This window comes from Photorhabdus akhurstii (genome assembly GCF_018448925.1).
Lineage (GTDB): Bacteria > Pseudomonadota > Gammaproteobacteria > Enterobacterales > Enterobacteriaceae > Photorhabdus > Photorhabdus akhurstii.
This window is the reverse complement of record NZ_RCWE01000040.1, coordinates 1-26,551: the sequence shown is the minus strand read 5'-3', so window position 1 is coordinate 26,551 and position 26,551 is coordinate 1. Positions and strand designations below refer to the sequence as shown.

20 protein-coding genes, 1 rRNA gene and 1 pseudogene are annotated in these 26,551 nt (G+C 39.3%); 8 read left to right on the top strand and 14 right to left on the bottom strand.

Annotated elements, in window-relative coordinates; genetic code table 11:
* Window positions 1–33: 33 nt before the first annotated feature.
* From rrf to EAE93_RS22795, 5 genes are all read left to right on the top strand, one after another.
* Window positions 34–149, top strand: a 5S ribosomal RNA gene (gene rrf / locus EAE93_RS22815).
* A gap of 1,099 nt (window positions 150–1,248) precedes the next feature.
* Window positions 1,249–2,244, top strand: a complete 996-nt coding sequence (gene gntR / locus EAE93_RS22810; RefSeq protein ID WP_036780378.1) for a gluconate operon transcriptional repressor GntR — start codon at window positions 1,249–1,251, stop codon at window positions 2,242–2,244.
* A gap of 168 nt (window positions 2,245–2,412) precedes the next feature.
* Complete coding sequence (gntK, locus tag EAE93_RS22805; protein WP_036809727.1) at window positions 2,413–2,952, top strand: gluconokinase; 540 nt, start codon at window positions 2,413–2,415, stop codon at window positions 2,950–2,952.
* Window positions 2,952–4,289 (top strand): gluconate transporter, encoded by a 1,338-nt coding sequence (gene gntU, locus EAE93_RS22800; protein WP_036809724.1) that lies wholly within the window; start codon window positions 2,952–2,954, stop codon window positions 4,287–4,289. The genes gntK and gntU overlap by 1 nt, the downstream gene beginning before the upstream one ends.
* A 183-nt stretch (window positions 4,290–4,472) precedes the next feature.
* Window positions 4,473–5,570: an RNA-guided endonuclease InsQ/TnpB family protein gene (locus tag EAE93_RS22795; RefSeq protein ID WP_036809721.1), complete on the top strand. Its 1,098-nt coding sequence runs from the start codon at window positions 4,473–4,475 to the stop codon at window positions 5,568–5,570.
* Between the two features lie 85 nt (window positions 5,571–5,655).
* Here the strand turns inward: EAE93_RS22795 and EAE93_RS22790 are convergent, their stop codons facing one another.
* The 13 genes from EAE93_RS22790 to EAE93_RS22730 form a co-directional block, all read right to left on the bottom strand.
* Window positions 5,656–6,579: a GNAT family N-acetyltransferase gene (locus EAE93_RS22790; RefSeq protein ID WP_036809718.1), complete on the bottom strand. Its 924-nt coding sequence runs from the start codon at window positions 6,577–6,579 to the stop codon at window positions 5,656–5,658.
* A 210-nt stretch (window positions 6,580–6,789) separates the two neighbouring features.
* A complete protein-coding gene (locus tag EAE93_RS22785) occupies window positions 6,790–7,998 on the bottom strand; it encodes an SGNH/GDSL hydrolase family protein (protein ID WP_214040615.1) in 1,209 nt (402 codons plus the stop codon).
* Window positions 7,985–9,136: an SGNH/GDSL hydrolase family protein gene (locus tag EAE93_RS22780; protein ID WP_036809713.1), complete on the bottom strand. Its 1,152-nt coding sequence runs from the start codon at window positions 9,134–9,136 to the stop codon at window positions 7,985–7,987. Before EAE93_RS22780 ends, EAE93_RS22785 begins: the two co-directional genes overlap by 14 nt.
* On the bottom strand, window positions 9,123–10,544 hold the full coding sequence (locus tag EAE93_RS22775) for an MBOAT family O-acyltransferase (RefSeq protein WP_214040614.1): 1,422 nt from the start codon (window positions 10,542–10,544) through the stop codon (window positions 9,123–9,125). Before EAE93_RS22775 ends, EAE93_RS22780 begins: the two co-directional genes overlap by 14 nt.
* Before the next feature lie 211 nt (window positions 10,545–10,755).
* On the bottom strand, window positions 10,756–11,544 hold the full coding sequence (locus EAE93_RS22770) for a protein bax (RefSeq protein ID WP_036809710.1): 789 nt from the start codon (window positions 11,542–11,544) through the stop codon (window positions 10,756–10,758).
* Between the two features lie 1,285 nt (window positions 11,545–12,829).
* Window positions 12,830–13,906 carry a fimbrial protein gene (locus tag EAE93_RS22765; RefSeq protein ID WP_036809708.1) on the bottom strand — a complete coding sequence of 359 codons (1,077 nt, stop codon included), beginning with the start codon at window positions 13,904–13,906 and terminating at the stop codon, window positions 12,830–12,832.
* A 12-nt stretch (window positions 13,907–13,918) separates the two neighbouring features.
* On the bottom strand, window positions 13,919–16,393 hold the full coding sequence (locus EAE93_RS22760) for a fimbria/pilus outer membrane usher protein (RefSeq protein WP_214040613.1): 2,475 nt from the start codon (window positions 16,391–16,393) through the stop codon (window positions 13,919–13,921).
* A gap of 25 nt (window positions 16,394–16,418) precedes the next feature.
* Window positions 16,419–17,117: a fimbrial biogenesis chaperone gene (locus EAE93_RS22755; RefSeq protein ID WP_036809702.1), complete on the bottom strand. Its 699-nt coding sequence runs from the start codon at window positions 17,115–17,117 to the stop codon at window positions 16,419–16,421.
* Window positions 17,118–17,184: 67 nt separating this feature from the next.
* Window positions 17,185–17,766 carry a fimbrial protein gene (locus EAE93_RS22750; protein WP_036780407.1) on the bottom strand — a complete coding sequence of 194 codons (582 nt, stop codon included), beginning with the start codon at window positions 17,764–17,766 and terminating at the stop codon, window positions 17,185–17,187.
* Between the two features lie 828 nt (window positions 17,767–18,594).
* Window positions 18,595–19,716, bottom strand: a complete 1,122-nt coding sequence (locus tag EAE93_RS22745) for a DUF4056 domain-containing protein (RefSeq protein ID WP_046396374.1) — start codon at window positions 19,714–19,716, stop codon at window positions 18,595–18,597.
* Window positions 19,713–20,858 (bottom strand): BamA/TamA family outer membrane protein, encoded by a 1,146-nt coding sequence (locus EAE93_RS22740; RefSeq protein WP_110086885.1) that lies wholly within the window; start codon window positions 20,856–20,858, stop codon window positions 19,713–19,715. Before EAE93_RS22740 ends, EAE93_RS22745 begins: the two co-directional genes overlap by 4 nt.
* Window positions 20,859–21,860: a hypothetical protein gene (locus tag EAE93_RS22735; protein WP_036809800.1), complete on the bottom strand. Its 1,002-nt coding sequence runs from the start codon at window positions 21,858–21,860 to the stop codon at window positions 20,859–20,861.
* Between the two features lie 152 nt (window positions 21,861–22,012).
* A complete protein-coding gene (locus EAE93_RS22730) occupies window positions 22,013–23,206 on the bottom strand; it encodes a benzoate/H(+) symporter BenE family transporter (RefSeq protein WP_036780412.1) in 1,194 nt (397 codons plus the stop codon).
* 283 nt (window positions 23,207–23,489) lie between these two features.
* On the opposite strand from EAE93_RS22730, the gene EAE93_RS22725 reads away from it, so the two are divergent.
* Window positions 23,490–24,158 (top strand): epoxyqueuosine reductase QueH, encoded by a 669-nt coding sequence (locus tag EAE93_RS22725; RefSeq protein ID WP_036809691.1) that lies wholly within the window; start codon window positions 23,490–23,492, stop codon window positions 24,156–24,158.
* Between the two features lie 127 nt (window positions 24,159–24,285).
* On the opposite strand, the gene EAE93_RS22720 is transcribed toward EAE93_RS22725, so the two are convergent.
* Window positions 24,286–24,501, bottom strand: a complete 216-nt coding sequence (locus EAE93_RS22720; RefSeq protein WP_036780415.1) for a hypothetical protein — start codon at window positions 24,499–24,501, stop codon at window positions 24,286–24,288.
* A 517-nt stretch (window positions 24,502–25,018) separates the two neighbouring features.
* Between EAE93_RS22720 and EAE93_RS22715 the strand changes: the two are divergent.
* Both EAE93_RS22715 and EAE93_RS22710 read left to right on the top strand, forming a co-directional pair.
* Window positions 25,019–25,402, top strand: a pseudogene (locus EAE93_RS22715) (IS630 family transposase); the annotation flags it as partial.
* 410 nt (window positions 25,403–25,812) lie between these two features.
* The gene (locus tag EAE93_RS22710) at window positions 25,813–26,088 is read left to right on the top strand and encodes a hypothetical protein (RefSeq protein ID WP_214040612.1); all 276 of its coding nucleotides are present in this window, start codon (window positions 25,813–25,815) and stop codon (window positions 26,086–26,088) included.
* Window positions 26,089–26,551 lie beyond the last annotated feature (463 nt).

Below are 26,551 nucleotides of genomic sequence, written 5' to 3'. Positions count from 1 at the left end.
AGAGACGCAACGGCCGGAAGGAAACCGAATATGCCTGGCGGCGATAGCGCGGTGGTCCCACCTGACCCCATGCCGAACTCAGCAGTGAAACGCCGTAGCGCCGATGGTAGTGTGGGGTCTCCCCATGTGAGAGTAGGACACTGCCAGGCTTTAAATACAGTGGAAACCCTCAGCGTAAGCTGGGGGTTTTTGCGTTTGTAAGACAGCCGCTGCTTTGGCTCCATAAACGTTACGATGCTTGTCGAAATTTGCTTTTGTTAATCATCCCTTTATCTCCAGTACATTAGCTATCTGCGGCTGGCAGTTTTGTATTTAGCGGTATATCGCTGTTTTTCTCTGAATAGAATTTGCCTTGGGCAAAGTTTTTTCCACACTTCTTATTAGATGATATAAGTTGCTCTTCTTCCTATAATCGTTGAAATTTCTTTGGGATTTTGTCTCATACACCGTAAAAACTCTGCTTGAATAAACTGTAGTGCAATAATGAGGTTAGGACTTCCATGAGTTCGTGTCGTAAATATTATTGCTAAACGAACCAAATTATAGAAAATGGGGCTTGTTCGTCACTTTTAATGAAATGTTTTCAACATCTTAATGACTAAGTGTATACACATGACTTAATTGCCTGTGTTTTATCTCGCCGTAGTTGAGTTCAACCTTTCAATGTTTTCAATAGATTTTAAAATCTAGTCGAGGAAGGTTTCAAAGTGGATCAGTAGGATAAATCTTATCGGCATGCTGATTAACAGGTTATTTTTGATATCGGTTTTGAGTACTTTATGACGTAGCCTTTTCTTAATTGGTATGAGCTGACGAGAGTTTTCTCTTAATTGCATGCCTGCTTGTACTTAAGTTAACAACGTAGTTCATATTAACCTTGAGTCAGTATCGAATGATTAAACCTTAATTTCGTCTGGACATTTCTCCTAAGCTGACTTAATGTCTCTGCTATCTGATTTTGATAGGTTTGGCAATTTTCAAGTTCTTAGTCACTGTCGAGACTTGGTTCTTGCTGATTGTGGTGGTTCATTGCCTTTCAATCATTCGGTAATAAATCCTCCTGATTAATAAAAAAACATTTCTTATATTTCCGCTCTAAAGGATGAGATTTTACGATGCATTGAATAAATGGGGATTACGGTTTCACTATCAGACTAAGTTTAAAAAATGTATCCTTATAGTGTATAAATATGTCATAACACTGCGTTTATTATCCTAAACTTGACTAATTCTATATTGCATTGAAATATGAAGAAAAAACGCCCTATTTTACAAGATGTTGCTGATCGTGTTGGTGTAACTAAAATGACGGTAAGTCGTTTCTTACGTAATCCTGATCAAGTTTCTGAGCAATTGCGAGAAAAAATAGCGGATGCTTTAGATGAGTTAGGTTATATCCCAAATAAAGTGCCGGATATTCTTTCTAATTCTACTAGTCATGCTATTGGTATTTTATTGCCTTCTTTGACTAACCAAGTTTTTGCGGAGGTTATCCGTGGTATCGAATATGTGACGGACAATTATGGTTATCAAACTATGTTGGCTCACTATGGATATCGCTCAGAAAAGGAAGAAGAGCGTTTGATTTCTTTACTTTCCTATAATATTGATGGTTTGATTCTTTCAGAACGCACTCACACTCCACGAACTTTAAAAATGTTGGAAACGGCTGGTATCCCTGTCGTTGAGCTGATGGATTGTGTTTCTCCTTGTTTTGATACGGCGGTCGGTATTGACAACTTTGAAGCTGCTCGGCAAATGACAATGGCAATGATTGAGCGTGGTTGTCAGCGGGTGATTTATCTTGGTGCGAGACAAGATGAAAGGACAATTATTCGTCTGGAGGGTTATGAAGCTGCAATGGAAAGTGCGGGGTTAAAACCAGGTAAGATAATGACTCCAGACAGCTCTTCTTACACGTTAGGGGGGCAGTTACTGAATGAAGCACGAACAAAATATCCTGATGTTGATGGTCTATTTTGTACTAACGATGATCTCGCTATCGGCGCAATTTTCGAGTGCCAACGTCAAGGGATAGCTGTACCGCATGATATTGCGATAGCTGGCTTTCATGGTCATGATGTTGGTCAAGCGATGACACCAAAACTTGCCAGTGTATTGACGTCTCGTGACTTAATGGGGCGGAGGGCTGCCGAATTATTAATGGCTCGGTTGAAAGGCGAACATTTACCGCAAAAAATGATTGATATAGGTTTTCAGTTATCTCCGGGGGAGAGTATCTAATCGGTCTGGTGGATTTGCATTTTTTTGAACTAATTTGTGATGAGTGTCACATTTATATTTCCTGAATATTTCGTGTTGTTGCGAATTTCATCTCTACTTCTGATAATGTTACCGATAACAGTTACCGGTAACATTTTGTAGATAAAATATCTACGTTAAGGAGTTTATATGGGTGATACCCAGCATTCGAATCATGCTTTTGTGCTTATGGGGGTATCCGGTAGTGGTAAATCTGCTGTTGCCAGTGCTGTAGCCTGTAAATTGGATTCTGCTTTTTTAGATGGTGATTTTTTACACCCAAGATCTAACATTAGTAAGATGGCTAAAGGCTATGCACTGAATGATGAAGATCGTGAGCCTTGGTTGAAATCATTGAACCATGCAATTTTTGCTATGCAACGCACAAACTCGGTCTCCTTAATTGTTTGTTCTGCTTTAAAAAAACATTACCGGGATATACTGCGTGATAATAATAAGAATCTGTCATTTCTTTATATGAAAGGCGACTTTGATTTAATTGAAAGTCGATTGAAGGCACGTAAAGATCATTTTTTTAAACCTCAAATGTTGGTATCTCAGTTTGAGGCATTAGAAGAGCCAGAGAGTGATGAACAGGATGTTTATCTGGTTGACATTAGATCATCTCTTGATGAAGTGATAAATCACTCGATAAGAATAATTAATAGTGTCATTTCAGGGGAAAAATAATGAATACTTTAACCTTAGTGCTGACAGCGGTGGGTTCTGTTCTCTTACTATTGTTTCTGGTGATGAAAGCCAGAATACACGCTTTTGTTGCGTTAATACTGGTTTCTATGGGAGCGGGTGTTTTTTCTGGTATGCCACTGGATAAAATTGCTGAAACAATGCAAGAAGGAATGGGGGGAACGTTAGGTTTCTTAGCTATTGTTGTCGCACTAGGGGCAATGTTTGGTAAAGTTCTGCATGAAACAGGCGCACTGGATCAAATTGCGGTTAAATTACTAAATAGTTTTGGTGAAAAGAATGCTCATTATTCACTGGGGATTGCTGGCCTGGTTTGTGCTTTGCCGTTGTTCTTTGATGTAGCGATTGTTTTATTGATTGGTGTGGCATTTGCAGTAGCGCGTCGTACTGGCGGTAATGTAGTCAAGCTGGTTATTCCTTTGTTTGCCGGTGTTGCAGCCGCCGCAGCGTTTTTGTTACCTGGTCCAGTACCGATGTTGTTGGCTTCACAAATGAATGCTGACTTTGGTTGGATGATCTTGATTGGTATCAGTGCCGCGATTCCTGGGATGTTACTAGCGGGGCCAATCTTCGGTAGTTTTATCAGTAAGTATGTCACTCTGGATTTACCCAACGATATAAGTGAGCCAAGTCTTGGTCAAGGTAAGATGCCATCTTTTGGTTTGAGTTTGTCACTGGTTCTGTTCCCTTTGGCTTTGGTTGGATTAAAGGCTATTGGTGAGAATTTTGTTGAACAGGGTTCTGAGTTGTATCAGTGGCTTGCATTTATCGGTCATCCATTTTCTGCGATTTTAGTGGCTTGTTTGATTGCTATTTATGGTTTGGCAATTCGCCGTGGGATGAGTAAAGAAAAAGTGATGGATATTTGCTCTTCGGCTATTCAACCGGCTGGAATTATTTTATTGGTGACTGGGGCTGGTGGTGTATTTAAACAAGTATTAGTGGATTCTGGTGTTGGTCCTGCTTTGGGAAATGCATTGATTGGTGCGGGCTTGCCTATTGCATTAGCGTGTTTCATCCTTGCTGGAACAGTACGTATTATTCAAGGTTCTGCAACCGTTGCTTGTTTGACAACTGTTGGTCTGATTTTGCCAGTTGTTGATCTTCTGGAATATTCTGGCGCCCAGCTTGCAGCTCTTTCAATCTGTATTGCGGGTGGTTCTTTGGTACTGAGCCATGTTAATGATTCAGGCTTTTGGTTATTTGGTAAATTTACTGGTGCAACAGAATCTCAGACACTGAAAACTTGGTCAATTATGGAAACTATTCTTGGAACAACAGGCGCGGTTGTTGGAATGGTTTTCTTTACTATGTTGTAATTTGTATGAATTCAGGGATTGTATTCGCAAAAACCGCCGTAAACCTTTGCCCAGTGCGGGTGGGGATATCAGGCGAAAAGCCCAGAGGGCTTTAGGGCTGGCGACTCCGACGTCTCCTGACTGAATGGATATCTGCCGGTAAAACAGGCTAAAATGAATTCACTTTATCAATGAGCGCTGAATATGTTAAGAGCGACCAAAGTCCGCATCTACCCCACACCCGAACAGGCCGAGTATCTTAACGGCCAGTTCGGGGCGGTCCGTTTTGCGTACAACAAGGCGCTGCACATCAAAAAGCATGCCTACAAACGTCACGGCGTGAATTTAAATCCGCGCAAAGACCTCAAACCGTTACTGGCGGTCGCGAAGCAATCCCGCAAGTATGCCTGGCTCAAGGCATATGACGCCATTGCATTACAGCAGGCGGTGATCAATCTGCATACTGCGTTTGATAATTTTTTCAATCCGAAGTTGCGCGCCCAATTTCCCACGTTCAAACGCAAACAGGGTAAGCAATCGAGCTATCACTGTGTTGGGGTGAAAGTGCTGGAGGGCGCAGTGAAGATCCCGAAATTGTCACCGATAGAAGCACGCATACACAGAAAAATTGAAGGGAAAGTGAAGAGCATTACGCTTTCTCGTACCGCCACGGGAAAATATTTCGCCGCTATCCTGTGTGATGATGGTAAAGACGTGCTGGAAAAGCCGGGCGTTATCACCCGCGTGACCGGGTGTGATATGGGGTTATCCCACTATCTTATCCAGTCGACCGGAGAGAAGGTCAATAACCCGTGTCACCTTATCAACGCCCGATTACGTCTGGCGTCTGTCCATGAGCGGGTAACCCATGCCCGCGCCGATTTTCAACACAAACTCTCCCGAACAATGGTTGACGAAAACCAAGTGGTCATTGTTGAGACGCTGAAATCGGCTAACATGATGAAGAATCACCACCTTGCCCGCGCTATCGGGGATGCGGGCTGGAATAGCTTCCTCATGAAACTGGAATACAAAGCCGCAGTGGCGGGCGTCCATCTGGTCAAACTGGATCAGTGGTTCGCCAGTTCGAAAACCTGTCATGGCTGCGGTCACAAAATGCCAGAACTGCCGCTGCGTAAGCGGATCTGGCCATGCCCTTGCTGTTATGTCGAACATGACCGCGATATCAATGCGGCGCTCAACATCCAGCGCAAGGGCATAACAGAATTACAGGCGGCGGGACTCGTCGTTTCTGCCCACGGAGGCCAGCGTCAATCCGTCATAAAGACGGTGGCGGCCTGAGAAGTGGGAAGCCTCGCCGTTTTTTACGGCGGGGAGCAGTCACAAGGCGGCAAGATAAGTAAACTACCTGAAAATATTGGTGACATTAAAAGAGTGTTCTTGCTAGCGGGTGGCGGTGGCACCAGCGATCTTTATAGGTGAGAGAAGGTCTACCAATAGAATAGCGCATCGTTTTTTGATTCTCTTGACAGAGCGTTGAAGCATTTTGAATATTTAACCACATTAGAATACTGCCAACACTGAGATTGGAATATTTAGGATCGAGTCCGCCGTCTACTGCATCAAATGAAATCCACTGGGGACTGTCTGCTTTTATGACTAAATCGTAGGCAACTGGGGCACCATTGATAGTTAATACATTTCCATATAGATGTTGTTTGAGTTCGGTATATAATTCAGTTAATTTTTCTTTCTCTTCTTCATTGTGTGTTTTATATGTCCAGCGTTTTTCGTACAGTGTGGTGTAAATATCGATGAACTCTTGGCAGGTAAAATCGTTAATTTGATGTATTTCTCCACCAGAACGCTTAAATTTGTTAATTTCATTACTTCGATTTCTTCTTGTTTTATAAGAAAATTTTTCTTTAGCAAGACAGACTGTTCGTTTGTTTAACCGACCATAACAAACGTTGATAAAATTTTCTTTGTGCAGGAGCGATATGGTTTTAGATTTCCCTGGAATGATGGTTTTTAGATGTTTGGCGATAGGGAAGATAATTTCATCATAGGTGAAGAAGTGGTAATCTTTTTGGTGACTTGCTGCCAGATGATGATCTTTACATGTAAAGTATGCCCCTTCGATAACGTTTTCTATTTGTGGATTTTCTTTGACGTAAAAGATAAAACTATTGCCAAATTTTTCATTTAAGAAGCGTACAATATCTGGATGAGTCGATATTCCACCACCATAAAGAGAATACGCTTGTTGGTAACGTTCGAAACTACACTCTTTCCAGCCGGAGATGAGTCTTTTTATAGCACTGAGAGGATACTTTTTTGGAAAAATCATATTTTAAATACTCTTTTTGACGCTATGTTTTACACATGTATAAACTTATTTTTCAACGTATTAAATACAACAAAAAAGACAATTTGTCTTTATTAAATGGGTTTCTTGTGAGTTCATACATATTGTAAACCTAAGATTATAAGTTTAATTTCTCTGCACTAAAAACAAGATAAGTATTTAGTACTATTCCCAATCAAGCTTTATTGTTGCTTATTGATCGAGAATATTTATTAATTGTTGATATAAAGTTTCAGCACTGCGCTCATAACCCGCGGCCGAAAGGTGAACATAATCAGGACGAGCAAGATCTTGTTGCGCCCAGCTCTTAATTGAGCATTTTCCACCCATATATTCACGCCAGTTCCAGAATAGTGTGTGCTGATCTTGAGCGACTTTTTGTTGAATATGGATGATATTATCCAACATTGTTGGTTGTTGTGTTGTACAACTTGTAAGTTGATTGTTTTTCAAAGAATCACCTGGCCCAATAATAAGGATAACTGCTTGTGGTAGCTGATTACGAATCTGCTTTATCTTCGTTTCCAGTTGCTGGCGATAGCTTGATAAATCAAGCGAATGATTAAAAGCCTCATTTGTGCCATAAGCGAGGATCACCATATCAGGACGCATTTGAACTAATGTATCAATCCATTGTGGCTGCCACTTATCCATCATATTAATAGTTGCACCATTAATACCCAAGGCAGATAACATAATACCTGGTTGTGCGCGTTTGATAAACCAGCCGCCTAATTTTAACTGATTATTTTGTATCGCCATAATATTAACTGGGAATGTAACAGATTCTCCAGTAGAAAATTGCCAGTGACCGTGGGTTGCCGATAATTTCACGATTCGTTTGGTGGCAGATTGAACCAGAATCTGAGCATCCCCCGATGCTTGGTATAACGTCTTGAGTTGATAGCGATCATGGGATGGTGCAAACAGCTTTAGAATTAATTGACTTATTTGGCTATTGGGTTCTGCAATTGCACCGCCAAGAGGAAAATCAGGCCGATTATCTTTGCGGCTGGTAGTGAGTTTCCATTGCTGTGTATTACCGGTCATACTGACCATAGCGTTACGTTGGCCAGGTACATTAATTGGGCTAACAAAACCAATCCCTGCATCGCCAAAACGTTGTTGCAATAAAGAGCGAAGCTTGCCGGTAAAAAAATCAGCAGCGGTATGGGAATCGCCTATCTGAACAAAATGCAGTTGATTATGGTGACTGTTATGCAGTTTATTCGCCAGTAAGGCTAAATTTGGTTCACCGAAGTCTATTAGCTGTTGATTTTCTTTTGCCGGTTGTTGTGTTGGCATTTGTTTATGGCACGATATCAAACTTAAAGAGAGTGTGATGATCAGACTAATGCCAGCAGATTGGTATCGCCGACGGAGTTGTTTAGCTATTTTCATTTTGCTTGGTTCCATTTTGTTTGGCTGGTTCCTGAATAAATTTAATCAATGAAAATATGTTGTCTGAGATAGTTTGCTGGCCTTTCAAGCTAAAGTGTATACCATCACCACTTCTGAGTTTAATTTTGTTACTATTATCGCCAATATAATCGGAATAATCATTTGCATGGTATTTAAAAATATCATTAACAGAAACGTAGATTTCCCCAGCTTTCGTGACTTCTGATCGATACAAGGATCTCAGATATTCCATGCTGGTGGAGAGTTTTTTCTGTCGCATATTGGGAGGACCAACCCAGATAATATCAGCACCGTGGTTACGTGCTTCGGTAAGTATCATGTCGATACGTTGGCGATAGAGATTTTCCCAATCGGGGCTGGCGAATTTCAGGTAGGTGTTTCCATGTTTTGGTGGCATATCCCAGGGATCATTTGGTCCCAAAAAAATAACAACTAGCTTGATATTATGGTTGGCTTCCAGTGTTTTGTTGATAGTTTCCGGCCAGTTAAAAAAACTAGGGTAAGCAAGTCCAGTACTTTGTTTGCTGAGATTAATACTTGAAATACTGTAATTTCGGTAGAGTCGACGTTTCAGATGGGGAGCGATACCCTGCATCATTGAATCTCCGGCAAACAGTACTTTATCTTTGGCAGTCAGTGTCACGTTGGTTTTACCGATAACCGCACTGGGGGAAACATTATTCCTTAAATCATGAGGTATTGGTGAATTAACAGGATGAGTATGGGAAGATTTCTGTAATAACTCAGGAAAAGTTGCAGGCAGATTTGTAACAGGAGAGGGATAACCACTTAGGAGCTTGAGTCCAATCTGAAAATCCGCAGGCAGTGTGATATCAGCTTCCTGGGAAGTTTGCTGATGATTGCCACTGTTATTGCCGGTAGTATGTAACATGAAAGCTTCCCCCGCAGCGAGTACGCCTTGTTCCAGGTTATCACCGAAATCCCAGAGCGGATGACCTTGTAAAGTAGCCCAAAGGCTTTGCTGATGGTATTCCTGTTGCCAAAATCTATCCAGTGAACGATGATTTAGCCAGATTAACAGTAGGCTAGTTAATATTACGGTAAATATGACTTGCCCTGCCGTTTTTAAATTAGATTTGAATTCAGAAATTGGCATAAATGAATCCTGGTATTCCTTGTGGTGAAAGCATAAATACCAAAGTCAGAATAATTGCTAATGGTATTGGGTAGCATATCCATGAAATTTGAGAATGTATTTTCTCAACCATTATTTTTAGATTAATCAGCCACGGATAAATAATAAAGAGTCCCCAGAACATCAGTAACAACCCACTGTCGGCTATTATCGAGTGAAATAAATCTGATGATATCAATTGATTTAACAATATTAGTGCATCATCTAGAGTAGGACAGCGGAAGAAAACCCATGCCAGACAGACAAAGTGGAAAGTGATGATTCTTGATAAAAATGAGCTGATTGGGTTTCGGGAAATATTTTGATTTTTTCTGTCTATTGAGGGAAATAACTGGTATTTGACATTGAGGATTATTAATCCCAATCCATGAATAGCTCCCCAGATAATGAAGTTAATTCCGGCTCCATGCCATAATCCAGAGATTACCATAGCGACAAACAAATTAAGATTCTTACGTATAAATCCTTTCTTATTACCACCAAAAGGAATATAGACATAATCACGGATAAATTCAGACAAACTGATATGCCAACGGCGCCAGAAAGCTTGCAAGTTTTCTGCCAGATAAGGGGCATTGAAGTTTTCAGGTACCCTGAAACCAAGGAGTAGCGCTAATCCAGTAACAAGGTTGGTATAACCAGAAAAATTAAAATAGATATGCCATGCATAGGCATAGATACCAACCAGTATTTGCCCCGTATTGTAGCTGGCAGGATCATCAAAAACTGGATTGACATAATTTTCAGATAAATAAGAGCTGAATAAGAATAGCTTAATTATCGCCAGTGCAATCAGTAATATAGCTCTTGATGGTTCAATGATTACTCTTGATGAAATCTGGATTTGAGGCAGGAAATTTTTAGCTCGGTTGATTGGTCCGGCAACAATACTTGGAAAAAAGCATAGGTATAAGGCGACATCAGGAAATGATGCTTTGGGCATCTCTTTTCTTGCGACAGCAACGACATAGCTGACGGAATGAAATGCATAGAAAGATAAACCCAAAGGGATGAGTAGTGTCAGTACAGGTAAATCTATGGACAAGCCAAATTCGGCAAACGCTTGTTGGAGACTTTCCTGAAAGAAAGAATAATATTTGAATAGCGTAAAACATCCCAGAATACCTATCGTTAGGATAGTAAATGTGATGCGATTGGATAGAAATTTGCTGGCTATGTTTGTTAAAAGATAAATAAATAGCGTATAGCTAAATAGGATGCCGGTGAAAAGAGGATTAAAGGAAAAGACAAACAGATAACTTGCGATTATCAGTAGATAGTTTTGTGCTTTCGCATTTTTTTGTAGCATCCAATACAAGAGAAAGAAAGCAACAAAGGAACCAAGAAACTCAAAAGAAAAGAAATTCATATTAAACTCTGGTCAATCATTTTATCTTAATATAGGTTAATATTGGGTGATATTATAGTATTTGATCTAAACATTCTATCAATGAAAAGAACAAACCGATGGACATAAGAAAATCATCCGTTCCATAGTGGGCTATGGTAACGGATGATATTGGTACTTAGCACAAGATATTCAAACAGAAGATATTCATGCTAATGACTTATTTAGGCCCTTAGTCATGGTCGTTTTTGGCTAACTTCTGCGCCTGAGTAATAAGCCCTTTATTGCTGTTAAATACTTTATGCAGATAACTGTTGTAAGTCGAACCCAATTGTGAATACCCTTCAAGATTATCAATCAATTTGCTGGTATTTAGTGATTCTTGAAGGCTTCTCTGCTTGGCGCGTGAAACACGCAATGATTCATAAGCGTTATGAGTATTCATATTTTTCATATAAGCTTCGACAGAATCATTGATGGTCGAGTAGGAGAAATAACCTTTTATTTTACCTTGGGTTTTCTTACAGTTGTTACCGCAACGCATACCGAACAAGTTGTTATTCTGTTGTGCAAGCTTAGATGTTCCCCAGCCAGATTCTGTTGCGGCCTGAGTGGCAACAAAATGGGTTGGGATAATATCAACACGACTTAGTAGCTTGCTCCAATTAACTTTTTTAGGCGAGCTGCTACAGCTCACGTTGTAGTTTTTACAAATTTGTTGCAGGCGCTTGATATCCTGTATGGACCAATGCTTGGCGTTTTGGTGTTCCAATAGCCATTTCCGTTCCTGCATAATTTGTTGATTGTGTTGATCAATCACAGGGACAACAACATTTAAAAACGCTTTCTTACGTAGGGTGCCCGAAGGGTATTTTCGCAAATCTGGCAAACTGCTTTGCATGTCATTGTGAGAATACTCTATGCTTTTAGCGGTGCTGGTTGAGGCATGACTAAAAGCGGAAAACAATAGTGAGATAAAGAAAGCGAAGATGGCAGTTGTCCTCATCGTTTGAGAGGGCATTGCTTTTCCTCGTTTGCTCTGAATAAAAAACAAGCTGATGTTAGCAAAATAAATCCAGCATAGCCAGAGTTATTAGCGATTCATAAATATATTTTCTGTAATAAAAATTATTATTTTGCTCATTTGTTCTGTGGTTTTTTATTAATTTATATATGGTTATGTGCTATTCGTGTACAAAATATTACCTGTTATGGGTGAATTATCCATCAGATATAATCATGATTTTCGAGTTAGTTTTGTGTCTGTAAGTTGCTTTTTCAAAAGAAAAATGATTTGTAAACCAGTTAGTATAATATCGAAAGTGATTGAATCTGGTTTTATATAGTACTGTTAATTATAGTACAGCCAATCGTAAGAATACTGCGGCGAGTAGTAAACTGATTGATATTAATATTGCCGTTATAAGAATAATTATCATTTTCATAAAAAGGTGACCAGTTACCGATATGGTCTTTTTCCTCTGTGAGTTAAAATTAAGTCGTCTTTGTCAGGCTTGAGCTAATTTTCTAATGTATCCATTGTCATTGGTGCGATGCAGGATATTCGATATGGTTCTAAATGTTAAGTTAAAATAAGTAACAATGTGTTACAAATATTTACTTCAGGTGATATTGTGAAAATATAATAATGAAGGTGTATATAAGGATAAAAAATTTTTAATAATTTATTTGTTGATAATTATAAATATTTATCTTTATATTTTTATATTAAAGGTGGTTTTGGGGAGTGGAATTCATATTTTTATTATGTTGGGTTAAATTGTTTATTACATTTTTGTATTGCGTGAAATTATATTAACATATAAGGTTTTTATTTTTAACTTATTCTATGTTGTTGATTTTTAATTTATTATTTTTATTGTTAATCAATATTGTTGGGTTTTTTTATATACTGTATCTTTCTGTTTTTATGATTTTCTTTGTCTTGTTTTTTATTGAGATATATTTTTATTTCAGACTGGTTGTTGTTTCTGTTTATTCTTTAATAAGGCTTGAATATATTGTTCTTGATATTGTTTTTTAAATTTTATTAATAAGTGTAAATATGTTTTTTCTATTTTTCGTAGAGTTACACTATTTTATTAAGAAATTAGTTGAGTGTGCGTGATTACTTAATGTTAGGGTTATCATTATGTTACGTAAACTCAGGGGAGATTATAAATGTAAATGAATTTTTCTTCAGAAACACTTTATTACAAATTATTACTTATTGAAACATAAATTTTTAATTCGGATAGGGGAAATAAGAGACATCTCCTTTGCCTCTTGGGTAATTTTCCTCTTGATTAATTGTATTCAAAGTTCAGCACAGAGGTTGCTTTCAGGTCCCCTGCTATGATGTTTTGCGGATCATAAACGTGGTAGTAAGCATTAAGGTCGATGGAAAAGTTTTTATCAATGACATTGCCGGAGTTTTTGCTGAATAGCAGTGTCGCGCCACGGGATGAGGATGGCGAGGCGCTGAAAGTTATCGGCGATGAATCACTTGTCTGAGAGACACGGATACCAACACCTTTAGCGGCACCGGCTTTGCTATCAATTAAGGTTTGATTGTCATTTGGCAGCAGATTATTACTGCTTAGGTAAGCTTTAACTGAGCGTGAAGTTTTACCGTTTTGGAGATATTTGCATTCAAAGTTCAGGGTAAAAGGGGTTTCGCCTTTATCTATTCCGTTAAGCAATCTAATGCGGTTGACTTTTGGTAGATTCACTGTTAACCCAGCATTTAAGAAGTGACAAGTTGTATCTCTGTGATTAAAAATCATCGTAACGGGCTGGTAATAGATATCTTCAGAATGCGTCGGCCACTCCCAGGTAAGAATAAAGGTCAGGAAATCGGTAGCGAAACGGAGAATGGCATCAAGGATTCCTAAGTTGGTGGTATCCATAGCAATTACAGCAGTTTTTAATGTTGCAGAATTGCCGGAAAAGACATGAATATTACTACCACCGGGTCTGCCGCCCAGTAGTTTTACATTAAGTGTAAATTGGGCTTGCAATTTGCCAGCAGGGTATGTGTCATTACTGTTTCCCAGATTAATACTATTGCTAGGAGAAAGATTCGTGACGGTCACTTCGGCATAATCTTTGCCGCCATTGAATCCTAAGACAACTTTGTTTTTGGTAAAAGGCGAACCGTTAGCAACAGAGTTTTGTTTCCATAATGAATTTCTTGTACATGTAAAATAGCCAGAATATTGGGTGTTGAGTATCCAGGTTGCATTACTGTTCAGGGTGAGATTATCTGTCATATCTACCGTGATTGCCGGTGCTGTTATTGCATATTTAGGTTGGCAGTCTGCGTAGGCTATGTTGCTGCTTAGACTGATTATGGCCGCCAGATACAATGGCTTAAGTTTCATTATTCTTCTCCCTTAACGGCAAATATTGGCGGTTGAGCCCATTTCAGGCTGTGGATCGTTTATTGTGCAACTCTTTTCGCCTAGCTGACCGATGCGGATATAAATTTGTTGTGGTAATTTTTCTGCTCGCAGGAAAACCATGCTGCCCTGACCAACGTATCCTAAGCTGTTACCTTCTGAATCGACAATTTCAGTCCCGAAAGGTAAAGGTTTACCATCAGCCTGGGCGGCATAGAAAACAAACGTTTTCCGCTGGTCTGTTTTAAATCCGATGTGGGTAATCGCACCGGAATATGGCGCAACATCTCGGATATTACCGATAAGTTCAGCGGCATCTTCTGATACTTCACTGGTATCTAGCATGATGGCGTTTTTACGGTAAGGAGAAAGATAAGGTATCAGCAACTTACCGCTGTTGTTTGTCACCATGCTTTTATCTCCATTCACAGAAGCGTTTGCCGTGCCCGGCGCGTCAATGATGGCGAAAGTTTCCCCAACCTGATTAGCAGCCAGAATGCCGCCTTGATAAGCAACCAAACTGCCGATTGCGCCAAGCCCCATTTGGCGATACTCGGTGGATTGGCTATAAGAACTACTCAATGTGGAAACGGATGTTTTATAGGTCAAATTTGCACTGGTTGTTGTCGAACCGCTTTTCTGATCTGAAATGTTGAAGTGGTAATTCAAACGGTTGCTTGGGCCTGCGCTGCCGCTTAATCCTACGTTACTGTTGTCATAGTGGCTTTCATTGACTGAGATATTGTTGGTCAAATAGGCGGGGTAGCCAAACAACTCGAAAGGAATGGATAGCATCAGATAGTAGCGCTGTTCCTCTTTACTCTCTGTTTCATTGATATTGTATCGGACACGGCTTGCTGTCAGGGAGTAATTGACTTTACCCAGACTGTTGGAATACCCCATTTGATATTCTCTGCTTTTATTCTGGGTTCCCCAGTAATCACGGAATGTTCCCGAAAGAAAAAGTGAACCAGCACCACTACCAAGATTCTGATTTAAATTGATATTAAAGGTATTTTTTTGATGGGAATAGTATTGTTGGTTATAGCCGTTGCTTATCCAGTCATGTAGATCAATTGCATCGATTAAGGTGAGATAATTTTTAGTTGAATAGCGATAAGCCGCCAGCGAAAAATTTGTTTTTGTTTGTGGAATATAGCGGCTATAAGCCAATTTGTAGCTTTGACCTTTCATGGTTGGGCTATTATCAAATTTGGCGCTGGATTGTGAAACGTCAATTGAGACAGCACCAATGGGTAGATTAAAGCCACTACCTAACAATAGCGAGTAATAATCTTTACTGATAATGGTGCCTGTATAACCGGTCAGGACATTATTAAAACCATATTGATAGCTGGCTTGAAAAAAGTTTGGTTTATAACGACTGTTAGCAATATGTGTTTTACCTGCACTGATATCATATTTGCCAAGACCTTCTTTCATCATATTAGGAACGGATGAAAAGGGGACGGTAAAACTATTAGCACGTCCGTCTGCTTCCGTCACTTCAACTAGCAAATCACCACCTGAACCTGTTGGTAAAATAGTATCAATGGCAAACGGTCCCGGTGGCACATTACCTTGATAAATAACAACATTATTTTGGGTGATTTTTACCAGAGCGTTAGTCTGCGCAACTCCTCTGACGATAGGGGAAAATCCTTGCCAGGCATCGGGGTACATGCGCATATCTGTTTTCAGATTGATACCTCGAAAACGGAAAGAGTCGAATAAATCGCTGGATGTATAGCTATCGCCAATGCGAAGTTCTGAATTAATTGATGAAATTCCCCGTTGCAGATAACGGGTATTATTACTCCATTTATCACCATTTGAACGTGTGTAGTGATAAGAGGATTGATCACGTAATTGCCAGCCAAATAGATTTAAACCGCTATTAAGCGACACGTAAACATTATCTTCATTTTCATGGTCGCGGTTTTGTTTATTCCTATTTTGAGTATGGTAATAGTTGGCATTATAGGACAGCATAGCGCCGGGGATACCTCTGTCCCAGAATGCAGGATCAATATAGCCTTTTAGCTCGTTTTTGACATACGCCTGCGGGACCACAAGATGTAGACTGAGTTTAGGAACATCGAGATTAGCGGTTCCTTCATATATTATTTTAGTAAGAAGAATTTCATCTTTGGATAAATTTGATTCTGATAATTGGTTTTTATCAATTTTTATACCTAATCTAGAAAGATCTTCATTAAATAAGTAAATATCTTTACCCTCATTCTGGATATTAATATCAAATCTTCCTTTCCAGTCATTATTCAGATATATATCAATATCGTAACGGCCTGCGGGCAGTTCTGAAGTGGAATAAAACCGGGATAAATCTGCTTTTGCAGATTCACCGGCGAGAAAATCAGTATTAAATGTTGCGGCATAGCATAAACAACCTGTATACAGCAAGGCACCTATTATCAGAGCTAACCGACTAACTTTTTGTCTTATCATGTTCTATGCTATGCCAGTAATATCACTATTGAAGTAGTAAAGTTAATTTATTTATAGCACCAAAATCGTCAATAATAGCCAGAGTTAATTTGTCTCCAACTTTTACTTTTTCATTGGTACTGAATGAATGAGAGGAGAACGGTTTTATAATTGTTCCTTCATTGAGTAAGTTAGGTTGAGTATCGGAAGATTTAAGGCCGACGATATTCACGAAATAGGGTGATGAATTCTCCAATTTTAGTTGGCCACCCTCACGTTTTAATACAATATGTTGTTGGAGCTGTTTCGGTAAAATAGAAAGCTTATCAGGCCGGTAGAAAAATTTGATCCGGGTACGAATAGCAATCTGCATGACGTTTTTGTCACCAATATTTTCTGCAACGGGGGGAATATCCAGAACATTTAAATAAAACAGCGATTCACGATCAGTCGGTAGATTGCTGTTGATGTGCTTAATTCTTAATTGCTGCCCATTATTGCCATCAATTTTGACGACTGGAGGGGTGAGTAAAAAGGGGACTTTAGCTGTTTCAGGTGTTGAATTAGGATCACCATCATCTATCCAGGATTGTACTAGGGAGGGTTGATCCCCTGCATTTAATAATTGAACCGATACCTCTTTATTACTGGATGGGTAAATAACACGTGTTGTGTTAATAACGATGTTGGCATGAGCAGATAAAGTCGTCATCCCTAATAATATAGCTAAAAATAATTTCTTCATAACGTTATTTTTGCCAAATTAAATAAGCCTATTTATTTAAATAGGCTTTATTTATTGTAGTAAATAATTATAGATAAGTAACGTGATAAGTAACCATCGTTACTACTTTACCTGGATCTGCATCAGCAGTACCTACTTTGTAATATTTCGCATAGAAATCGACAATTTCGGGTGCTGCCGTAGAGCCCTTGATTCCTGTATCAAACGCCTTATTCAGCATAATAGGGGCGTGTTCTTCGCTGTGTTTAACAATAGCGATACCTACGTTTTTCGGCTTGCCGTTTGCATTGAGCTCTTGGTTGACCAGGTATTTACCATCGTTAGCAATGGTATTTGATGATGTGAACTGGATTTTTAACATAGAGGTTGCTGGATCAAAACCAACAGCTTTGGATTGGCAGTTAGAAAATTCCAGTGAAAATGCTTTCTTACCAGAATCAATTAAGCCTTCTTTTTGTCCGGCTTGAGTGACTGAGATAGGTTCCAATATAATTGACAGGTTGGCTGAAGCGCCACCATTAATAGTACAAGTAGCATCAGTGACTGCACCAGAGAAATGTAGTGTACCGCCAGCAGCATTATCGGCTGCAACAGCAGAACCTGAGGCAAAAATAAGGGCGGCGGTGGTTGATAACGCGAGTTTATTCATTTTTCCTCTCCAGGAGTAGGGACATCTTAATTGGTTTTATCAGGGGGTAAAGATAGGGGCCCTGAATCCCCAGATACATCAAATAAATTAAGAAAACAATATTGGTTTTTATCTATTAAATTGATTAATACTTTAAATTTAAAATAAAAATCAACATATTATATAGTTGAAAATAGTTTAGTAACTTGAGCTTTAGTTTAATGATTTTAATAATTTCCAATGTAAGTTCTTATTTTATCTATTTAGATAAAGATGATATTGTTTATACATATTTATAACTTGAAAACATATATTATAGACGATTAAACCTATTTAAGAAGGGATTTTTGTTATTTAAGTTAAATTAAGAGTGAATGTCTATTTTTTCGATAAAAATAAGTGAAATACACAGTTTATGAGTATAATTAGAAATTATTCTCTAATTTTTGCGTCTTTTTGAGATTTTATTTCTTTTTTGGTCTTTTGGGTTGGTTAATTTTTTTGTGACCTTTTGATTTGTTTTTTAGGTGTCATGTAATATTAATTATTCTATATCAATTATTTATTGGTTTTTTTATCTTTGTAAATATTTCAATACGATTTTTATCCGGTGAAATAACGCCTTGGTGATGAGGGTTTTCCCTTTATGACTTAATTGAAGTGCAGTTGGTATAGTTTGTTTTTATTATAGATAATGTTGGGTTTATATTATTATGTAACATTATGTAAATAGTAAATAATAATTGATGATATTTCAATGTGATTATCATTTGAGAAATGGTAATTTAAAGTCGCTTATATGTTTTAACTCATAATATTATATTCATTCTTTCATCAAAAATATGTGAATCAATAATTCTCTTGTTGTTCTTTCGCTTTTTCTGCCAATTGTGGAAAATCAAGCGCAATCCAGTAACTTTCTGGTACAGGAAGATCTTTCATTTGGCGACTGGGCCACAATTGTAGTTCGGCCAATTCAGATAATCTGTAGCCAATATATTGTTGCGGCAGGGTGAGCCTAAGTGGAAATTGCTGTTCTGTCGGCACCATATTAGGTGTGCGATCACTGTGAGTATGGAAATCGCGTTGAAGGATTAAACGTTTATCGGGTATACGGCGTTTGCTGTCCCACCAGATACCATCAATCTGTTCAAACATTTTCCGCGTTTCATCAGGGGATAAGGCTTCCAGTTCACGCAGTGCTGGAGGCAGAATGGCTTGCATTGATAGACGGTATTGCTTCATTGACGGCACTTGTCCTGCCAGTATCAAAGAGAGGGAAAGACGAGCGCCTAGTAGATTAGAGTAGAGATCTTCCGGGGAGAATGCCGACACTTTTTCAGAAAATCCTGGTACAGACTGATAACCATACCATTGGGCGATTTCATGCCATGCAGCAAGTTCAAAAGCCAATTTTACCGCTAGATAAGCAGTTAGGGTATAACGTTGTTCTATCGCTGCTGGTGGTGTGAATTGATAGAACTGGATACGGCGTGATGCTAATTCGTTGCTGAGTTCTATTTGCCACTCTTCTCCAAGACGGGGCCAGATTTGACTGAACAGAAAAACCGCATTATCAGCGGTATCCCGTACATGGGAAATATCAATGAATCCGCCCCGGCGGGTATATATCATCCCTACTTTTTCATTACTGAGCCCGGTTAATGAAGCAACGGTACCAAAAAAACTGTTGTTATAATTATGTGCCCCAAGATTATCGGCATCTAACACATTACTTATGTGGTAAAAAGGGACTGGAATGGTCAGTAATTCAGTTTTTAAATTATAGCCAAAAGCGCAGCAAGCTCTTAATCCTTCGGGTGAGGGAATCGGAGCAAGAACCGGCCATGCACGGGTGGCTTCGGCGGTTGTTTCACTATTTAAGTCAGGTTGTACTGGTGCGATTGAAGAAAAAGTTCCCTGGCATCCTGCAACTAACGTTAAAGCAGCAATCCATAAACGCAATTTCAAAACGCCTCTCCCACCTGAAAATAAAATCCATTGCTTTTTTTACCGATGCCAAAATCCAGTCTGACATTCATTTTGGGTTTAAATTCAAAACGATAGCCAGCGCCAACTGTGGGTAGCCAGTTTTTTGAGCCTATATCTTCTGCGTAATGACTTAGGGTGCCAGCCCCAGCCCATAAGACGAATCCGTGCCGCCAGTCCAATTTGCGCCGATATTCTAATTGAGTGCTGATAACATTTTTGTCCCGGTATCTACCTTCATAATATCCGCGCATCCGGTTGCCATTACCTAACATTGACAGCATATTCCAGGGCACCTGGCCGTCAATGAAACGACCATAACTATCAAATGCCAGTACAGATTTCTCATCTAATTGATAATAGGTGCTGTATTGCATATCCACGGTGTTAAACCGACGGTCGCTGCCTAATGCCGGGGAAAAATGGGTGTAAGTAATATCAAGCACTTGTCCTTGATGAGCATTAGGCACAAAATCCCGTGTGTCATAGCTGAAATAGGCACTGACGCCAGAACTCAATATGGATCGTCCATCATTCTCGGCTGCGAAAAGTTTTTTAGCACCGTTATCGGGATCTTTGGCGTGTAATGATGAAAAATGCCAGCCGACGCCTAAATAGGTAGAATCAGCAACGCGATAGAGAATTCGGGGTTGTAAGCGCAATTCCTGTGAGCGATATTTTTCTTTGCGATCATCTACCTTACCTGCTTGATATCCCGTACCCCAGTAATAAGTGGGAACGTTGTTCAATGTACCGGAAAGGAAAAAACGCCATTGGTCATCAGCAAAGAAATTGTAGTTATCAAATGTGAAGCCAAAGGCACCGGTTGAAGAGGCAAATCCATTTAGGGAAAGAGAAGAGATTTGGCTGGTGTGATCATTATCATCTGGTCGATAGAGACCGACGATAGCAACACCGAGACCGGCACCTAACTCTGGAGTATAAAAGGGGCCGGGTAAAACGCCCCAGTCAATCGCTTTACTGCTGTCATAGGTATTACTGCCACCTAATTTTTCCAGCCAGCCATCGATTTTTTCCCTGCTAAGTAGTGCTTCACTATATGAGAAATCAGAAATAAAAAGGCTGACTAAAGCCAGCCCATGTAAAGTACAGCGGATATTCATTTAAAAACGGAACTCTCCTGAAATATAACAGCTGTTACGTTTGTTAAAGCCAACTTCAGTCAGCAGATTAAAATGGCGGGTGACTTCCAGCCTTGCACCAACAGTATTATTCCAGCGAGATGCAATATGCTGTTTTACTTTGAATTTCATACTATCATAATCGTCGAATGCACTGACCAGTTTGTCAAACATGGGGGGTAAATCCAGATTACTAATATTGCCTTTAAATTCCTGAGTAATTCTCTGGTACATACCACCGGTCCATACTTGCAATTTGGTATTTCCTTGTCCTGGGATGATTGGCTGGAATATAAACTCATAACCAACACGTGGTGTAACAACCAGAGCGCTAATTTTACCATTCAGAATGTCCAGATTAGTGTAGGTATAGTTGGTATCAAGCGTACCGAAAAACTGATCGTAACCCCCTGCCAGAGTTAAACCGCCACCGTAGGTTTTACCTTTAAAGTCCAGTGCGAAAGGGATATCTTTCATATCAGGAATAGAGAAACCAGCAAATCTGATTCCTTCAATGTTGGTTTTCGATGTGCCTTTTGTCCAGCCATAAACGCCATAAACATTCAGAAAAGGCAGAACCCAAGTATCCAGTTTGAGCATATGTGATTCATTCTTTCCTCTGGTTTTTCCTGTCTGGATATCCAGTGCGTCTTCAAATTCTGGGGTATTCGGTATAATGATTTTAATATCGTCTACAATGATATTCTGTCGCATATTCATATAACCGTAACTGGCGCCAAAAGGTTCCGGTAGGTCATAACCTTTAGCTCTAGCTTCATCACCCCAAATCGGAAGTATCCGTGATTCTTGCTTATTTGGTTTTCTGGATAAACTACCATCAGCAGTCGTTTGGCTTCTTCCGGATTGGCTGACAGAGAGAGAAAGAATTGGGTGATCATCAGCATAGCTATAAGGGATTGCCAGGCATGATGAAATAACGGCTAACTTACTAATATCAGAAAATTTCGTATCAAAAAATTTCATAATAGGAAGCTCGGCTTTGCGGGTAAGAAAATTTAAGGTTGTTAGATACGTCCCATCGTAATATTCAAAGCGCAACAGACCCGGCAAACTATCATAAGTTTTATTGATAATAAGTATCATAAAGTGCTGAAAAGTATAATTTTACTGTTCATCTAATGAACTATTTTGGTTTTCCTCGGCAGAGATAAAAGGATCATGGTTATTACTCCACCGATTAATCCCCAGAATGCAGCGCCTACGCCAAGTAACGTCACACCGGAAGCGGTGATCAAAAATGTGATTACTGCGGCGTCTCGTTGCTTTTCATTTTGTAACGCTTGTAGCAGGCTGCCAGAAATTGTTCCAAGCAATGCTAATCCGGCAATAATATGAATAAGCGCCGCCGGTAGGGCGCTGAATAACATACTGATTGAGCCACCGAACAGTCCTGCTATCAGGTAAAACACGCCTGCTACGGCAGCGGCCATATAACGGCGATTTGGGTCAGCATGAATTTCCGGGCTCATACAAATTGCGGCCGTAATGGCGGCAATACAGACGGAAAAACCACCAAAAGGTGACAAGATCAGTGAAATGAGCGCAGTCCAGCTTATCAGTGACGAAACAGAAACCGGATATCCTGAGGCTTTTAGTGTGGCGATGCCGGGCGCGTTTTGGGATGCCATTGTGACGATGAAAAATGGAATACCGACACTCAATAACGAAGAGAATGTGAAACTGGGTGTAATAAATTCAGGGGTGACAAACGCGGCTGTAGATTGTTGTTCAAAGTGAATATCTCCCTGTAAAGCGGCGATAATCAGCCCTGATAATAGTGTTAAGATGATGGTATAGCGGGATAAATATCTGCGTGCCAGAAGATAAGTCAAACACATTCCGGCAGTCAGTACGAAGTTGACCGAAAATGAAGAAAAAGCATCCAAACCAAAGCGTAATAGAATACCGGCTAACATGGCTGCGGAAAGTGCCTGTGGGATATAGTTCATTAATCGAGCAAACAGGCCGGTAATACCGCACAGCAAGATCAGTGCCGAAGCAAAGATAAAGATACCAATGGCTTCGTTGATTGATGTTCCAGGTAGCGTTGTCGCCAGTAGCGCGGCACCCGGTGTTGACCATGCGGTAAGGACGGGGGTGCGGTAATAAAGCGATAGCCCTAGGGAGCTGATACCCATTCCAAGTCCTAGCATACTTAGCCAGCCACCGATCTGTAGGGTGGTGGCGCCCGCCGCTTCCGCAGCCTGAAAGATAATTGCCGCTGAACTGGTATATCCGACTAAAACAGCGACAAATCCGGCGGTAATTGCCGGAAAAGAGAGGTCACGCAGAGAAATTGTATGGCGCATGGTGGTCTCCATTTAAATTATTTTGGTTAAAAGTATCTGAATTTGGCTATAATTTAGCTAACTATCAGCGTAAAACAGATTTATCGGTAGTGAACTTCCTTGCACAAACTTTGATGATGACAAGATAACGGTAGAATCTGCCAGAATTTCAGGTAATTTACTGTGATCAGAAAAGTAAGGATCGCAACGGCAAATAAGTCATGATGAATTTCATTCGAAAAATTTGAAGCTAAAAATAACTATATTCTATAATTAATTCTTATAATTATATGGAGCCTGCTAAATGGAAAACTATGTTCGCCCTGTTTTAACGTTACCGGATAATGCGGAACGATTATTATTGCACTCTTGTTGTGCTCCTTGCTCTGGTGAAGTGATGGAAGCGCTACATGCCTCTGGAATTGATTACACCGTCTTTTTCTATAATCCGAATATTCATCCAAAACGGGAATATTTAATTCGCAAAGAAGAGAACATTCGTTTTGCGGAGCAACACAATGTGCCATTTGTGGATGCGGATTATGACAGCGATAACTGGTTTGAACGTGCTAAAGGTATGGAACTGGAGCCAGAAAGAGGTGTTCGCTGCACCATGTGTTTTGATATGCGTTTTGAGCGTACTGCTTTGTATGCTTATGAAAATAATTTCAGTGTTATTTCAAGCTCGTTGGGCATTTCTCGTTGGAAAAACATGCAGCAGATAAATGATTGTGGAAAACGAGCGGCAAGTCAGTATCCGGGGATTCAATACTGGGATTACAACTGGCGTAAGCAAGGTGGTTCAGCCCGGATGATCGAAATCAGTAAACGGGAAAGATTTTATCAGCAGGAATATTGTGGTTGTATCTATTCATTGCGTGACACGAATAAACACCGTAAATCTCAGGGACGGGATATCATCAGGATTGGTGTTAAATATTATGGTGATGAAGATACCGAAGGGGCTTGTTAAGCTTTTCACGATAGCCTGTTGAGGGGGGGATTTTCCCCCCTGAATTTACAGTTATGACGTTACTAAACTTGTGTCATAACGATTGCGGACATAATTGCGGAATAATATAAGTTTTAGGCCGGAAAACTCAGTGAGCCTTCTTAGCTTCTTTGCTTGCTGCCTTCTGGTGTGAGTGTTGTTTAGGTGCGGTTTTGTCGGATTTCTTCCCTGCTTTGGTATTTTCCACATGGGAAGGGGTAGCCTTGGTATCCGAAGATTGGGTTACGGGAGTGCTAGGTGCAGCTAATACTGCGCCAGAGAATAACAGTGATAATACAGTTATAGATAAGCCTAAACGTGTCATGATAATTTTCCTGTGTTTTAACTTTAGTTTCACTTGCTGGAATACATTTTGAGCGACTAAGTAAGCTACTTGCTATTCCAGATTTGTCTTAACGCTCAGTGAGTATACGGGCTTGATCGTTAATTCAGCAATTTAAGATAATGCATTTTTATAGGTTTTTATAATTCGTTGAAGAATCGTTGAAGTTTTTGGGCATAATTTGCCTGATAACAGAGAGTGTTTGTTTAAAGCGATAGGTTCTCTATTGACATGTATACTCCGGGTTTTGTGAGTTGTTTGTGTTAACTGTTCATTCATAAGCAGGTTTGCACAAGCTGTAATTAATTATTATTGCCAGTCTGCTTGCACACTATTTATAACTTATAGGTTATAGCCTATAGGAGATAATCATGTTTTAATGAAAATGAAATAAACGTAGTCTATTTATATAATACGTTATTTATTTAAATGAATTTTCAAAATAATAGATCCCTGGAAGGGAACTCAGTTCGATTTTTGCGATCTGATCAATTGCGAAAAATCCCAAACAGAGCAAGTCACCTATGTTAAAGGAATAAAAAAGAACTCTGATTTATTTATCAAAATGTTAGATGAACTGAATCATCAATATCCCCATGCGGAAACCCTTACATTAATCTTAGATAACTACGGTATTCATAAAAGTCAGAAGGTAAAGGAGTGGCTGGCACGATATCCCAAATTTACTCTGTTGTTTTTACCCGTCTATTCACCGTGGCTAAATAAAATAGAACGATTATGACAATCGCTCCATGAGACAATAACACGAAATCATTGTTGTCAATTTATGTGGCAGTTGATTAATTATGTTGATGCTTTTTTGGCATCGTTTTCATCACAGCAAAAGTCAGGAAGACAAAAAATAAGTGTAGCACTATTATGAAACCTTATTTAAAAAGCGCCATTGACTTTGATGAAATAAAACGTTAAAGAAAAGATATTGATATATCGGTAAAGGTCAGGCGGGAAATAATAATTCCGCGCTATCCTAAGGATAGAGAGGAGATAGAAAAAGCCATTGCGAAACTTCAAGCTAAAATCTCTGAACTGGATGCGATATTAGCAAAAGAACCGCCGCCGGAATGCAGATGGATACCGGCCGTCGATAATCCCATGAAATAAAGATGATGTTCTTTGTATAGTTGCTATTAAAACGCCTTTGAGCCGATTTAATTTCATTGGAAAGTCATGAGAATCATGCTTAAAAGAGAAAATTAAGCGACGTAGAGTCAATGGTATTTATGATGTTTTATAAGGCATTGTTTTATCTATGTAATTTTTGGATTATTTCAAATGTTTTCTGTAAAATTATGGTTTGGATACATCAAGTCGCGACAGTGGCGGATAATTTTTGGGGTGGTGGGCTTAATCGGGCTAGCCATCTTTGGACTGCGGTTATTGCTCTTTGATTATCGGTGGGAGATATATCATTTTTGGCATCAAGAGCGACAATCTATTGATAGAGAGTGGCAAACCTGGGCCAGCCGATATATGCCTGTGTTGCACAATAATGTATTTTTACCGGAGAAAGCGATTGCTACGATTACCTTGCAGGATGAAGCAGGATAATCGCTGCCTTGAATTAGGATTGAGTTATTATCTGTGATTATTTTTGGTGATGAAATTTATTCTCATTCGCATTATCTAATTGAGAATCATTATTTTTTACCTCGGCGTAGCATATTGTTGTTGGGGTAAGATAAGATTAAGATTGGAATAATACATTTATTGTGTTTTTGTTTGTATATAACATACTGAAAGTAATGTAAATATATGTCTTATTATGGATTTATGACGCGAAAATATCAATGGGGTGAATTTGGTTCATATTATTTAGATCAATTCAACATTTTTTATCAATAAATGACATTCCGTTTAAGATTGGTTTAAATATGCTGAATTTTTCCGTTGAGATTAAACAAATTGTGCTGTTTGATAAAAAAACACTTGATTTTAATATGCGCTAATGAGGAGAATTGACTTATTCAATAACCGTCTATTTCGTTATTGAATCTATTAATTCGAGAGCAGG

Coding starts and splice junctions, on each gene's coding strand:
- EAE93_RS22775 (WP_214040614.1), bottom strand. CDS start 10,544: ATGAATTTCTTTTCTTTTGAGTTTCTTGGTTCCTTTGTTGCTTTCTTT.
- EAE93_RS22785 (WP_214040615.1), bottom strand. CDS start 7,998: ATGAAAATAGCTAAACAACTCCGTCGGCGATACCAATCTGCTGGCATT.
- EAE93_RS22750 (WP_036780407.1), bottom strand. CDS start 17,766: ATGAATAAACTCGCGTTATCAACCACCGCCGCCCTTATTTTTGCCTCA.
- EAE93_RS22760 (WP_214040613.1), bottom strand. CDS start 16,393: ATGATAAGACAAAAAGTTAGTCGGTTAGCTCTGATAATAGGTGCCTTG.
- EAE93_RS22720 (WP_036780415.1), bottom strand. CDS start 24,501: ATGACACGTTTAGGCTTATCTATAACTGTATTATCACTGTTATTCTCT.
- EAE93_RS22795 (WP_036809721.1), top strand. CDS start 4,473: ATGTTAAGAGCGACCAAAGTCCGCATCTACCCCACACCCGAACAGGCC.
- EAE93_RS22710 (WP_214040612.1), top strand. CDS start 25,813: ATGTTTTCTGTAAAATTATGGTTTGGATACATCAAGTCGCGACAGTGG.
- EAE93_RS22780 (WP_036809713.1), bottom strand. CDS start 9,136: ATGCCAATTTCTGAATTCAAATCTAATTTAAAAACGGCAGGGCAAGTC.
- EAE93_RS22740 (WP_110086885.1), bottom strand. CDS start 20,858: ATGAATATCCGCTGTACTTTACATGGGCTGGCTTTAGTCAGCCTTTTT.
- gntR (WP_036780378.1), top strand. CDS start 1,249: ATGAAGAAAAAACGCCCTATTTTACAAGATGTTGCTGATCGTGTTGGT.
- EAE93_RS22730 (WP_036780412.1), bottom strand. CDS start 23,206: ATGCGCCATACAATTTCTCTGCGTGACCTCTCTTTTCCGGCAATTACC.
- gntU (WP_036809724.1), top strand. CDS start 2,952: ATGAATACTTTAACCTTAGTGCTGACAGCGGTGGGTTCTGTTCTCTTA.
- EAE93_RS22770 (WP_036809710.1), bottom strand. CDS start 11,544: ATGCCCTCTCAAACGATGAGGACAACTGCCATCTTCGCTTTCTTTATC.
- EAE93_RS22765 (WP_036809708.1), bottom strand. CDS start 13,906: ATGAAACTTAAGCCATTGTATCTGGCGGCCATAATCAGTCTAAGCAGC.
- EAE93_RS22725 (WP_036809691.1), top strand. CDS start 23,490: ATGGAAAACTATGTTCGCCCTGTTTTAACGTTACCGGATAATGCGGAA.
- EAE93_RS22735 (WP_036809800.1), bottom strand. CDS start 21,860: ATGAAATTTTTTGATACGAAATTTTCTGATATTAGTAAGTTAGCCGTT.
- EAE93_RS22790 (WP_036809718.1), bottom strand. CDS start 6,579: ATGATTTTTCCAAAAAAGTATCCTCTCAGTGCTATAAAAAGACTCATC.
- EAE93_RS22755 (WP_036809702.1), bottom strand. CDS start 17,117: ATGAAGAAATTATTTTTAGCTATATTATTAGGGATGACGACTTTATCT.
- gntK (WP_036809727.1), top strand. CDS start 2,413: ATGGGTGATACCCAGCATTCGAATCATGCTTTTGTGCTTATGGGGGTA.